Source organism: Kitasatospora sp. GAS204B, from assembly GCF_029892155.1.
In the GTDB taxonomy this organism is placed as follows: domain Bacteria; phylum Actinomycetota; class Actinomycetes; order Streptomycetales; family Streptomycetaceae; genus Kitasatospora.
Window position 1 is genome coordinate 43,808 of the sequence record NZ_JARZAG010000018.1, and the last position, 12,360, is coordinate 56,167.

Below are 12,360 nucleotides of genomic sequence, written 5' to 3' on the forward strand. Positions count from 1 at the left end.
GGGGCCGTGGCCCGCGGTGCTACGGCCGGGTGAAGGTCAGGTGGGTGACGCCGCTGGGGGTGGTCACCGACTCGATCCGGAAGCGCTCCTCGAGCCCTTCGAGGCCGTCCCACAGCCGCTCGCCGCGGCCCAGCAGGATCGGCACCACCACGACGTGCAAGTGGTCGATCAGATCCGCCGCCAGGAAGTCGCGGACCGTGGCCGGCCCGCCGCCGATCCGCACGTCCAGGCCGCCCGCGGCCTCGCGCGCCTGGCGCAGCGCCTCCTCGGGCGTGGCGTCGATGAAGTGGAACGTGGTGCCCCCGGCCATCTCCACGGACGGGCGCGGGTGGTGGGTCAGCACGAACACCGGCGTGTGGAACGGCGGGTTGGGGCCCCACCAGCCGGTCCACTCGTGGTCCTCCCACGGGCCGCGCTGCGGACCGAACTTGTTGCGGCCCATGATCTCCGCGCCGATGCCCTCGGCCCAGGTGCGGGCCATGGCCTCGTCCACTCCGCTGCCGCCGCCGCTCTTCCCCTGCATCTCCTGGAAGGTCCGGGTCGGGAAGAACCAGTCGTGCAGCCGGTGGCCGGCGTGGCCGAACGGCATTTCGAGGGTCTGCCCCTCGCCGGTGCCGAAGCCGTCCAGCGAGACCGAGAAGTTGTGGACTCTCACACGGGACATGGCATGTCATCCTTCCTCTGGCGATGTGCTTTCACTTGCGCTTGCGCTTGCCGAGCACTCTGCCAGGCGACAGTGTCAGACCGGGTGATCTCAGCGGGTGGCATGTGACGTGATGTCGGCGGGTCGCGCCGATGAGCGGACACGCCGTTCTGCCGGCCCACCGAGAAAACCCATTGCGAGTGACCCGCATCGCATGTCTGACTGATCGGCCACCGATCAGTGAGGGAACATGACGACGTCGCTGCCCACCCCCTCGTTGCACACCGCTCGCCTTCGACTGCGTGCGTTCGAAGACGCGGATGCGAACAACCTCTTCGCACTGCACAGCAGCGCCTACGTGCTGCGCTACTGGGACTCGCCACCGTGGAGCGAACGCGGGCGCGCCGAGAAGTTCATCACCGCTTGCCGGCAGATGGCACAGGAGGGCACCGGGGCGCGGCTGGCCGTGGATCGTGTCTCCGACGGGGCGTTCATCGGCTGGTGCAGCCTGAACGCGTGGAATCCGGACTACCGCAGCGCGTCGCTCGGCTACTGCTTCGACGATGCGGCGTGGGGCCACGGCTACGCGACCGAGGCCGCGCGCGCCTTGCTGCGGTGGGCGTTCGACACGCTGGAGCTGAATCGCGTCCAAGCTGAGGCCGATACGCGCAACGTGGCCTCTGCCCGCGTGCTGGAGAAGCTCGGCTTCGTGCGTGAAGGGACGTTGCGGGAGGACTGCGTCGTCAACGGCGAGGTCTCCGACTCGTGGGTCTACGGGCTGATCAGGCGGGAGTGGCGCCCGTCGTCGGAGCCGGTTCCCGCCCGCTGAGTCACCTCGCTCGGCACCCGGTCTCGGTCCGGCTCCGAACCACTGATCACCGCGCCTCATCCACGCACGACGGCGAACCGGACGGCTCCCGCGTGTCGTGCACCGCCCGGCCGCCCAGCAGGGTGAGCTCGGGGAGCAGGGCGGCCAGTTGCTCGGCGGGGCAGTTGAGCGGGTCGGCCGGCCAGAGGGTGAGGTCGGCGAGGTGGCCGGGGGCGAGGGTGCCGCGCAGGTCGGTCTCGCCGAGCAGGCGGGCGGCGTTGGTGGTGTGCAGGGCGATCGCCTCGGGGCGGCTGATGGCGTGCCGGGCGCCTTGGACGCCGGCCAGGGTCTGCCGGGTGGTCATGCCCCAGACCGAGGTCATCGCGCCGAACGGGCCGACCGGGAAGTCGGAGCCGGCCGTGAGCAGCGCCCCCTCGTCCAGCCACTCGCGCAGCGGGAACAGGTCGGCGACCCGGTCGGCGCCCCACTCGCGGATCTGGGCACCGGCGGCGTCGTGCAGCAGCGGGTGCTGGACGGTGACCGGGATGCCCAGCTCGATCGCCCGCTCGCGCTGCTCGGGGCGGGCCAGGCCGCCGTGTTCGATCACCAGGGTGCCGGCGGGCAGGCCCGGGTGGCGGCGCAGCACCTCCTCGTAGACGTCGAGCAGGACCCGCAGGCCGCGGTCGCCCCAGGCGTGGCTGCCGACCCGCCAGCCACGCCGCACGACCGCGTCCACCGCGTCGGCCAGCGGCTCGGGCTCCCAGTGCAGGCTGCCGCAGTAGCAGTCGCGGCCGGCGTAGGGCTGCTCCAGGGCGCCGGCTTCGATGCCGCCGTCGATGCCGAACTTGACGCCCCAGACGCTGAGCCAGTCGTCCTCGTTCGCCCCGCTCTCCTGCCAGTCGGCCATCCCGTCCAGCAGGTGCTCGACCTGGGCGAGGCTGTTCAGGCCGATGGCCGAGACCAGGGCGCGGACCCGGACGCCGAGCGCGCCGGCCTGCCGGGCGGCGCGCAGCACCGGGAGGTCGGCGAGCGGGACCATGCAGTCGCGGACCGTGCCGATGCCGGTGGCGGCGTAGGCGTGCGAGGCGGCCCGCAGGCCCTCGATCCGGGCGGCCAGGTCGGGGCGCGGCAGCAGGCGCTCGGCCTGCGCGGCGGCGGCGCCGATCAGCCGGCCGGTGAGCCGGCCTTCGGCGTCGCGCTCCAGCTGGCCGCCGGCCGGGTCGGGGCTCTCGGGTCCGAAGCCGGTCAGGCGCAGCGCGGGCGAGTTGAGCACCACGTTGTAGGCGCCGCGCTTGACCAGCACGGGGTGCTCGGTGGTGACGGCGTCCAGCTCGGCGATGCTCGGGAAGCGCCGCTCCGCGAGGTTGAACTCCTGCCAGTTGATGGTGGTGCGGATCCACTCCCCCGGCGCCGTGGTGGCGGCGCGCCGCCGGATCAGGTCGAGGAACTCCGGGAGGTCGCGGGCCTGGTGGACCGGGACGTCGTGGACGCTGCTCGCGGCGAGGATCAGGTGGGTGTGGGTGTCGTCGAAGGCCGGCAGCACGGTGGCGTCCGGGCGATCCAGCACGAGGGTGGCGGGCGTGATCCAGTCGTCCAGCCCGTTCGGGTCGGGCGACAGGGCGGTGATCCGCTCACCCTGGACCGCCAGCGCCCGTTGCGGGGCCTGGCCGGGGACGAGGGTGTGGACGGCACCCGCGCGGAGCACCAGGTCGGCATCGGGCATGGTGGGCGGGCTCCCTGATCTCACGGGTGGGTGACGGATGCGGTCAGCAGGCCGGTGACCCGCTCGACGTGACGCAGGCTCGGTTCGGCGAGCAGCGCGTGCAGCTCGGCGAAGACCCGGCGGGCCGCGGCGGCGTTCCAGTCGGCGGGCAGCAGTTCGGGCGGCAGCCCCGGGTCCAGGTAGGGCAGCCGGCGCCACTGGGTCAGCATCGGCAGGTAGGCGCGGAAGGCGGCCGCCGGGTCCGGCACGGGCCCCAGCCGCGCGGCGAGCGGCCGGTGGGCCTCGTCGAACTCGGCGTACTGGGCCTCGATCGCCGGGAAGTCCCACCAGCCGCTGACCGCCTCACGCAGTTCGGCGAAGGCCGCGTACCCGCCGGTGAACAGGTGGACGTAGGCGCTCAGGCCGGTCCGGCGCAGCATCAGTTCGGCGTCCGGCAGCAGCCGGGCGGGCGCCAGCCAGACGCCCGGGGCGGCGTTGCCGAAGCCCAGCCAGCTGAGCCGGGAGCGCAGTTGGTGGCGGTGCGCCCGCTCGGACTCCGGCACCGAGAAGAGCGCGATCACCCAGCCGTCGGCCAGCCGGGCGGGCTCCAGGCTGCCGAAGATCCGGCGGTCGCCCTCGTCGAAGACCGGGCCCATCGCCGGGCTCAGCCGGTAGCCGGTGCCGGCCTCGCGGCGCTCCTGGACCAGCGTTCCGGCCTTCTTCAGCCGGGAGATCGCCGAGCGCACCGCCTGGCTGCCCACGTCCAGTTCGGCCATCAGCGCGATCAGGTCGGAGACCGGGATCCAGCCGCCCAGCCGCCGCACGAACGCACCGTAGACGGTGCTGATCAGGGCGCTGGGTCTGGTCTCCGACATGCTCGCCTCTCCTTGGGCCGTCCTGGTGATCATACGCAGTGCCAGTTGCTCAGCCGGACTCGGCGAAGGCTCCGGAGAGCAGGTGCCCGGCACCGGGGGCGACGGCGGGCAGGCCGAGCGCGCGCAGCAGTTGGTGGGCGGTGCAGATCGAGGCGGAGACCACCGGCTTGCCGAGCAGCTGTTCGGCGTCCGCCACGGCGGCCAGCGAGGGCAGTTGGACGCAGGCGGAGAGCACCACGGCGTCGGCGTCCGCGTGCGCCAGGGCGCTCGCGATGCCCGGCAGCGCGGCCGGGTCGTGGGCGGCGACCGCCAGGTTGTCGGGGATCTCCAGCGAGGTGTGGTCGAGCACCTCGATGCCCTCGGCGCCGAGGTACTCCACCACCAGCCGGGTCAGCGGGCGCAGGTAGGGGGCGACCAGGGCGATCTTCTTGGCGCCCAGCACCTGGAGCCCGTGCACCAGGGCGCCCGCGCTGGTGACCACGGGAGCCGGCGCGCCGTTCTCCACGGTGCGCCGGTGCAGCCGCTCCTCGGACACCCGGTGGTAGCCCTGACCCATGCTCATGATGGCCACCAGGCAGGCGTAGCCGAGCACGTCCACCCGCGCGTCGGAGAGCTCCAGCGCGCAGCGGTCGGAGTCGGCGTCCATCGCCCTGAGCTGCTCGGGGGTGACCTGGGTCATCCGCATCCGGCTGGAGTGGAAGGTGAAGCGCTCGGGAGCGATGGTCTCGCGGGCCCGCAGGATCGCCGGGACCTCGGTCTCCATGGTGACGTTGGAGCTGGGGACGATCTGGCCGATGCGGTAGCTGCGGGCGCTCATCGGGCGTCCACCACCGGGTTGGCCAGGGTGCCGATCAGCTGCACGGTGGCCTCCACCAGGTCGCCGGGGCACAGGAACTGAGGCGGCGTCATACCGGCGCCGACGCCCGAGGGCGAGCCGGTGGAGATGACGTCGCCGGGCTCCAGGGTCATGCCCGAGGAGATGTCGGCGATCAGGCGCGGGATGGCGAAGAGCATGTGGCGGGTGTTGGACTTCTGCTTGGTCTCGCCGTTGACCCGCAGCGAGAGGTCGAGCTGCTGCGGGTCGGGGATCTCGTCGGCGGTCACCACCGCCGGGCCGAAGGGGGCGTAGGAGTCCATGCCCTTGGAGAAGAACCACTGGCCCGCGCGGCGCTGGTCGCGGGCGCTGATGTCGTTCATGATGCTGTAGCCGAACACGTGGGCCCAGGCGTCCTGTTCGGCGACCCGGAAGGCCGGGCGGCCGATCACCACGGCCAGTTCGCACTCCCAGTCGAGCTGCCGGGTCAGGTCACCGTTGTGCAGGATCGGCTGTCCGGGTCCGGTGACGGCGGTGGCGGGCTTGCCGAAGAGCACCGGGCGGTCCGGCAGTTCGCTGGCGGTGTCCAGGCTGCGGCTGGACTCCTCGACGTGTTCGACGTAGTTGAGGCCGACACCGATGATCTTGCCGGGTCGCAGCGGGGCTTGCAGCGTCACCTCGGCCAGCGGCAGCGCGGTTTCGGCTTGGGCGGCCAACTCGCGGGCCAGCGCCATGGCTTGGCCACCGGAGCGGATCAACGAGATCAGGTCGGCCGGCAGTTCGACGCCGGCTGCGGCGGCCGCGGCGGCCAGGTCCACCACGCCCTCGCCGTGCTGGGCGCCGAGGCGGGGAGTCGAGCCCTGGTGGGTGTAGGTGATCAGGCGCATGGCGGTCCTAACGCTCCTCGGGCTGCGAGACGGGGTGTGCGACGGACTGTGCGACGGACTGTGCGACGGGCTGGTGCCCGTCGTGGTCGGGGTAGGCCTCTTCGCGGTGGAAGGCGAGCGAGCGCATCACCGGGAAGTCGTTGAAGGAGAAGAGGCAGGCGTCCTCGCCCTCGTCCAGGTTCGCGTGCTCGTGCCAGGCCCAGGACGGCACGCAGAAGATGTCGCCCTGCTGCCAGTCGAACCGTTGCCCCGCGATCACCGAACTGCCGCGCCCCTTGGCCACGGTGTAGACGACCGAGCCGGTGTGCCGGTGCGCCGCGGTGGCCTGCCCCGGGCGCAGCAGCTGGATGTGCGCACCCATGGTGGGCATCACCGAGCCGCCCGTGACGGGGTTGGTGTACTCCATGATCACGCCGTCGTACGGCGAGCCCTCGGCGGCCCTGGCCAGGTCGAGCAGCGCCTGGTAGGTGGGCTCCCAGGGCCAGGCGAGCAGCGGGGAGTACGGGCGGGTCCACTTCTCCGCTCCGTACGGCAGCAGGTTGCCGCCGTAGCTGAGCACCGAGGAGTTGACCACCTTCCCGGGCCGCTGGTAGAGCTCGGGGTGCACCTCGTAGAAGCCCGCGTCGAGCGCGTTGACCAGCGGGATGTCCAGGCCGTCCTGCCAGATCACCGGCGCCTCGGTGGACTCGTTGCCGTGCTCGTGCCAGCTGCCGTTGGGCGTGATGGCGAAGTCGCGCGGGCCGACCTCGAGCTTCTGGCCGTCCACGATGGTCCAGGCGCCGGTGCCCTCCTGGACGAAGCGCAGGGCGGCGGCCTGGTGGCGGTGCGCGGTCATCGACTCGCCGGGGCCCATGATCTGCAGGCCGGTGTAGAGCAGGCCGACGGCGGCGCTGAGCTCCCTGCGCTGCGGGTTGACCAGCATCACCACCCGGCGGCCCGCGTCGTCGGCCTGGACCAGCGGCAGCGCCTTGTGCACCAGCGGGCGCAGCTCCTGGTAGCGCCAGAGCACCGGGACCGACCTGGGCTGCGGGTACCAGGGCTCGATCTCGTTCGCCACGGTCCACAGGGCGCCGGCCTCATGGGCACCCAACTCCTGGTAGTAGGACTTGAGTTCGGGCGTGTCGTTGACCCGGGCGCGGCCCAGCCGGGTGTCGTCGTAGTCGGCGGTCACGAGTCCTCCTGGTCGGCCTGTGCGGCCCGGTCGGTGCTGAAGGTGATCGGCTGCTGCGGACGGTCGTCCACCAGCAGCCGGAAGACGTCGAAGCGGTTGTAGTGGCCGATGATGTCGTGCATCTGCTTGGGCTGGATGCACCTGGCCAGGTCGATCTCGGCGTAGACGATGCCCTCGTCGTCGATCAGCGGGTCGGTGACCGGGCGGCCGTCGGGGCCGAAGATCCCGGAGAGCGCGCTGCGCTTGCGGGACAGCTGCTTGCGCACCGCCTCGTCCTCGCCGGCCACGGCGTCGACGATCTCGGGCGAGATGGTGGAGCAGGCGACCACCGAGAAGAGCTTGCCCTCGAAGCAGTGGGCGGCGGTGCGCACCGCGATGGCGTCCGCCATGTCGTAGTCCTCGGGCGCCACCGGCAGCGCGATGTAGCTTGCGGCGTGCACGAGTTCGCCCTGCGCGAGCAGGGTGAAGCGGGCCAGCGTGTTGGTGTTCTCGCCGCAGGCCAGCGCGCCGAGCGGGCCGATCGCGGTGCGGTGCACGCGCAGGGTGCTGCCGTCGCCGCCGGTCCAGGTGAGCTTCTCGGCCCAGGTGGGGACGAGTTTGCGGTGCGCGGCGAGCAGTTCGCCGTCGGCGCCGATGATCAGCAGGGTGTTGTACAGCACGCCGAGGCTGTGGGCGCCGCGCTCGTTGACGCCGACCACCACGACCGTGCCGCACTCCCGGGCCACCGCGCGCAGCGCGTCCACCTGCGGGCCCGGCACGTCGACGGCGGCGCGGTAGAGCCGTTCGAACCAGGGCGAGCCCTGGACCGGGTTCATCGTCCAGTTCCAGTACGGGTAGCCGGGCACGAAGGCCTCGGGCAGCACCACCAGCGAGGCGCCGTGCCCGGCGGCCTCGCGGACCAGCGCGACGGCCTTGTCGGTGGTGGCGTCCGGGTCCAGGTAGACGGGTGCGGCCTGGACGGCGGCGGCGGTGAAGCGGGGCAGCGGAAAGTCCATCAGGTGCTCCGGTCGACGTCGGGCCGCGGGTCGCTCTTGGGCAGCCAGCGGCGGTGGACGGGGTCGGCGGGCGCGCGCAGCAGGTGCAGCCGGGGTGGCACCCGCTCGGCGCGCGGGCCCGGCGGTCGGCGGCTGCCGGCCTGCCAGGGCTGCGGCCAGGGCGCGCCCGGGCCGCGGTAGTCCTGCTCGGCGGCGGCGTGCAGGGTCCAGAGCGGGTCGTGCAACTGGGCCCGGCCGATCGCGACCAGGTCGGCCCGCCCGGCCAGCAGGATCGAGTTGGCGTCGTCGTGGCTGGAGATGGCACCGACCGCGATGGTCGGGATCCCGGTCGCGTTGCGCACCAGATCGGCGTACGGGGTCTGGTAGCTGCGCCCGTAGGCGGGCCGCTGGTGGGCGACCACCTCGCCGGTGGAGACGTCCACCGCGTCCGCGCCGCCGTCGGCCAGCGCACGGCAGATCCGCACCGCCTCGTGCGCGCTGGTGCCGCCCTCGGCCCAGTCGGTGGCGGAGATCCGCACCAGCAGCGGCTTGCCGGCCGGCCAGGCCGCCCGGACCGCCGCCAGCACCTGGAGCGGGAAGCGCAGCCGGCAGCCGAGGGTGCCGCCGTACTCGTCCTGGCGGTGGTTGGTCAGCGGGGAGAGGAACCCGGAGAGCAGGTGTCCGTGGCCCATCTGGAGCTCCAGCACGTCGAAGCCGGCCCGCGCGGCGCGTTCGGCGGCGGCGGCGAAGTCCCGGACGACGGCGTCCATTTCGACCCGGTTGAGCTGGCTCGGGCGCGGGCTGTCGGCGTCCCAGGGCAGCGCGGAGGCGGCCAGCGTCGGCCAGCCGCCCTCCCCCGGCGCCAGCGGCCGGCCGATGCCGTCCGGGCCCGGCCTGGCGGTCGAGGCCCGGCGGCCCGCGTGGGTGAGTTGGATGCCCAGGCGGGTGCCGGGCAGCAGGCGCGCGGCCTCGACGATCCGGCGCCAGGCCCGCTCCTGCTCGTCGTTCCAGAGCCCCGGGCAGTGCGGGGTGGCCCTCCCGCGCGCGCTGACGGCGGTCATGCCGGCCAGGACCAGCGCGGCCCCGCCGAGCGCGTGCGCGCTGAACTGGGCCGCCTCGAAGGCGCTCGGCACTCCGTCAATCGCCGTGTAGGCGGCCAGTGGTGGCACCACGATCCGGTTGCGCAGCGGCACCCGGCCGAGCTGGAAGGGCTGGAACATCGGCGGGACGCCCGGCTCGGCACCGAACCAGGAGTCGACGCCCGCCACGAAGTCCGGATCCCGCTCCCGCAGGTTCTGGTAGCCGACCCGGCGGCTGCGGGTGAGCAGGTTGAAGGCGAACTGCGGTGTCTGCTGGCCGGTGTAGCCGCCGATGCCCTCGAACCACTCCAGGCTGGCCTGGGCGGCGCGTTGGGTGGACTCCACCACCGGCTTGCGCTCGGCCTCGTAGGCGCTCAACGCCTCCGGCACGGTGGGGTGTTCGTGCAGGCAGGCGGCGAGCGTCAGGGCGTCCTCCATGGCCAGCTTGGTGCCCGAGCCGATCGAGAAGTGCGCGGTGTGCGCGGCGTCGCCGAGCAGCACCACGTTGCCGTGCCGCCAACTCGCGTTGCGCACCGTGGTGAAGGTGATCCACCGGGGGGCGGCGGGCGCGATCAGCCGGTGCCCGTCCAGGTGTTCGGCCAGCAGCCGCTCGACGCGCCGCACGCTCCGCTCGTCGTCGCCGAAGCCGGCCCGCTGCCAGGCCTGCTCCGCCAGCTCGACGATGAAGGTGCTGCGCCCCTCGTCGTAGGGGTAGGCGTGCACCTGGAGGACGCCGAAGTCGGTCTGCTCGACGATGAAGGTGAAGGCCTCGAAGACCCGGTCGGTGGCCAGCCACATGTAGCGGCAGCCGCGCTCGTCCAGGCTCGGGCGAAAGCTCGCGGCATGGGCCTGCCGAGTGGCCGAGCGGACCCCGTCGGCCGCCACCACCAGGTCGTACCCGGTGGCGAGTTCGGCCGCGGCGGGCGCCTGGGTGCGGTACCGCAGGTCGACCCCGAGCGCCTCGCAGCGCTGCCGCAGGATGGCCAGCAGCCGGCGGCGCTCCAGGGCCGCGAAGCCGTGGCCGCCGGAGGTCAGCCGCTGCCCCGCGTAGCGGATGTCGATGTCGCGCCAGCGGGCGAACTCCGCCGACATCGCCCGGAACACCTCCGGGTCGGCCTGGGCGATCCCGTCGAGCGTCTCGTCGGAGAAGACCACGCCGAAGCCGAAGGTGTCGTCGGGGGCGTTGCGCTCCCACAGGGTGATCTCCCGCTCCGGGGCCAACTGCTTGGCCAGGGCCGCGAAGTAGAGGCCACCGGGGCCGCCACCGATCACGGCCGTACGCATCGCGGCTGCGGGCATCACGGACGCGTCTCCTGTCGTCACCACTCCTCCCGCTGGTAGCGCTCGGCGTCCTGCGGACCGGACCGGGTGAGCGCGGCGCGCACCTCGTCCGGCCATGGCGCCGAGCCCTTGGCCCGGGCGGCGGCGTGCACCACGGTCATCCGCCCGACTGCGGCGGGGCCGCTGGGACCGCGTACCTCGAAGCCGTAGGTCAGCGAGGCACGGCCGACCCGCTCCACCCGCAGTTCGGTGTGCACCGGCTCGCCGAACCAGAGGCGCTCGCGGTAGTCCGCCTCGAAGTGGACCCGCGGGATGCTGCCGAACAGCCCGTCCAGCCCCAGCCGGCGCAGCAACACCGCCTCGGCCGCCTCCACCCAGCGCTGCACCGCGGAGAAGTGGTAGTGCCCGGCCGCGTCGGTGTCCGACCACTCGACCCGGCGCTCCACCAGCACGCTGGGCAGCCGGGTCGCCGCCCAGCGGTGCAGCTCGGCCCGGTGCAGCTTGCCGGTGGAGGTGCGCGGCAGGGCGGGCACGAACTCGATGACGCGCGGGTACTTGTAGGGCGCGATGGCCTGTTTCACGTGCTGCTGCAGCGCCGCCACCTCGGCCGGCGAGGCGTCGACTCCCTCGCGCAGCACGACGAACGCTTTGACGACCGTGCCGCGCCGCTCGTCCGGCGTGCCCGCCACCGCGCAGTCCAGCACGTCGGGGTGGGTGACCAGGGCCTGTTCGACCTCCGGGGCGGCGATGTTGTAGCCGGCCGAGACGATCATGTCGTCGCTGCGGGCCTGGTACCAGAAGTAGCCGTCCTGGTCCCGGAGATAGACGTCGCCGGTGAAGTTCCAACCGCCGCGCACGTAGTCGGCCTGCCGCTCGTCGTCCAGGTAGCGGCAGCCGGTCGGGCCCTTGACGGCGAGCAGGCCCGGCTGCCCGTCCGGCACCGGCTGCCCGTGCTCGTCCAGGATCGCCGCCCGGTAGCCGGGCACCGGCCGGCCGGTGGCGCCGGGGCGGATGTCCTGGTCAGCGGCGGAGATGAAGACGTGCAGCAGTTCGGTGGCGCCGATGCCGTCGATCAGGCGCAGCCCGGTGGCCCGCTGGAACTCGTGCCAGACGCCGGCCGGCAGCGCCTCGCCGGCCGAGATGCCGCGCCGCAGTCCGGCCAGCTTCCCCGCCAACCCGGCGGCCAGGATGGCCCGGTAGGCGGTCGGGGCGGTGAACAGCACGGTGGCGCGGTGCTCGGCGACCAGCTCGGCGAGCTCCTCCGGGGTGGCCCGCTCCAGCAGCAGGGTGGCCGCGCCGACCCGCAGCGGGAAGACCACCAGGCCGCCGAGCCCGAAGGTGAAGCCGAGCGGGGGCGTGCCGGTGAACAGGTCGTCCGGCTCGGGGCGCACGATGTGCCGGGAGAAGGTGTCGGCGTTGGCCAGCACGTCGCGGTGGAAGTGCAGGGTCGCCTTGGGGCGTCCGGTGGTGCCGGAGGTGAAGGCGATCAGCGCGACGTCGTCGGCGGCGGTGTCGACGGCGGCGAAGACGCCCGCCTTGCGGGCGCAGCGGGCGGCGAGGTCGGCGAGTTCCGTCGGCCCGAGCTCGGGCTCGGGTGCGCCGTAGGTCAGCACGGCCAGGCCGGGGATCTGCCGGGCGGCCAGGGTCAGTTCGGCGGTGTAGCGGTGGTCGCAGAGGGCGACCGCAGGTCGGCTGATCCCGGCCAGCTCGACCAGCTCACCGGCCCGCAGCAGCGGCATGGTGGTCACGGCGACCCCGCCGGCCTTCAGCACGCCGAGCCAACTGGCCACCAGCCACGGATTGTTGGGACCACGCAGCAGCACCCGGTTGCCGGGCAGCAGCCCCAGGTCCTCGGTCAGCACCTGGGCCACCTGGTTGGCGCGCAGCTGCAGCTCGCCGTAACTCCAGGACGCCTCGGGGGTGAGCAGGCAGCGCCGGTCCGGACCCCAGCGCGCAATGGCCTCGTCGAGCAGCTCACGGGCGCAGTTGAGCCGTTCCGGATAGCTCAACTCCGGCAGTTCGTTGATCAGTTCCGGCCACTGGTCGGCAGCCGGCAGGCGGTCACGACAGAACGTGTCGACGTGTCCTGAGGGGGAGAGCTCCATGGGCGGGCACCTCGGCGGGCT

At 73.1% G+C, this 12,360-nt stretch carries 10 protein-coding genes and 1 pseudogene; 1 reads left to right on the forward strand and 10 read right to left on the reverse strand.

Translation table 11 applies throughout. The features are described 5' to 3' along the window. Positions 1-19: 19 nt before the first annotated feature. The gene (locus P3T41_RS23540; protein ID WP_280691997.1) at positions 20-664 is read right to left on the reverse strand and encodes a dihydrofolate reductase family protein; all 645 of its coding nucleotides are present in this window, start codon (positions 662-664) and stop codon (positions 20-22) included. A gap of 229 nt (positions 665-893) precedes the next feature. On the opposite strand from P3T41_RS23540, the gene P3T41_RS23545 reads away from it, so the two are divergent. Then, entirely contained in the window at positions 894-1,472 is a 579-nt protein-coding gene (locus tag P3T41_RS23545; protein ID WP_280691999.1) for a GNAT family N-acetyltransferase, read from the forward strand. A gap of 46 nt (positions 1,473-1,518) precedes the next feature. On the opposite strand, the gene P3T41_RS23550 is transcribed toward P3T41_RS23545, so the two are convergent. The 9 genes and pseudogenes from P3T41_RS23550 to P3T41_RS23590 form a co-directional block, all read right to left on the reverse strand. Further along, entirely contained in the window at positions 1,519-3,174 is a 1,656-nt protein-coding gene (locus P3T41_RS23550) for an amidohydrolase (RefSeq protein WP_280692000.1), read from the reverse strand. Between the two features lie 20 nt (positions 3,175-3,194). Next, the gene (locus P3T41_RS23555) at positions 3,195-4,028 is read right to left on the reverse strand and encodes a PaaX family transcriptional regulator C-terminal domain-containing protein (RefSeq protein ID WP_280692002.1); all 834 of its coding nucleotides are present in this window, start codon (positions 4,026-4,028) and stop codon (positions 3,195-3,197) included. A 49-nt stretch (positions 4,029-4,077) separates the two neighbouring features. Next, positions 4,078-4,845 (reverse strand): Asp/Glu racemase, encoded by a 768-nt coding sequence (locus tag P3T41_RS23560; RefSeq protein WP_280692004.1) that lies wholly within the window; start codon positions 4,843-4,845, stop codon positions 4,078-4,080. Next, the gene (locus tag P3T41_RS23565; RefSeq protein WP_280692006.1) at positions 4,842-5,729 is read right to left on the reverse strand and encodes a fumarylacetoacetate hydrolase family protein; all 888 of its coding nucleotides are present in this window, start codon (positions 5,727-5,729) and stop codon (positions 4,842-4,844) included. The genes P3T41_RS23560 and P3T41_RS23565 overlap by 4 nt, the downstream gene beginning before the upstream one ends. A 7-nt stretch (positions 5,730-5,736) precedes the next feature. Then, positions 5,737-6,900: a cupin domain-containing protein gene (locus P3T41_RS23570; RefSeq protein WP_280692007.1), complete on the reverse strand. Its 1,164-nt coding sequence runs from the start codon at positions 6,898-6,900 to the stop codon at positions 5,737-5,739. Next, positions 6,897-7,895: a carbon-nitrogen hydrolase family protein gene (locus P3T41_RS23575; RefSeq protein WP_280692009.1), complete on the reverse strand. Its 999-nt coding sequence runs from the start codon at positions 7,893-7,895 to the stop codon at positions 6,897-6,899. The genes P3T41_RS23570 and P3T41_RS23575 overlap by 4 nt, the downstream gene beginning before the upstream one ends. Beyond that, positions 7,895-10,237, reverse strand: coding sequence for an FAD-dependent monooxygenase (locus tag P3T41_RS23580; RefSeq protein ID WP_280692147.1), 2,343 nt, complete (start codon positions 10,235-10,237; stop codon positions 7,895-7,897). Before P3T41_RS23580 ends, P3T41_RS23575 begins: the two co-directional genes overlap by 1 nt. 35 nt (positions 10,238-10,272) lie before the next feature. Beyond that, on the reverse strand, positions 10,273-10,686 hold the full coding sequence (locus P3T41_RS23585; RefSeq protein ID WP_280692148.1) for a thioesterase family protein: 414 nt from the start codon (positions 10,684-10,686) through the stop codon (positions 10,273-10,275). A 39-nt stretch (positions 10,687-10,725) separates the two neighbouring features. After that, positions 10,726-12,339, reverse strand: a pseudogene (locus tag P3T41_RS23590) (AMP-binding protein); the annotation flags it as partial. Positions 12,340-12,360: the final 21 nt, after the last annotated feature.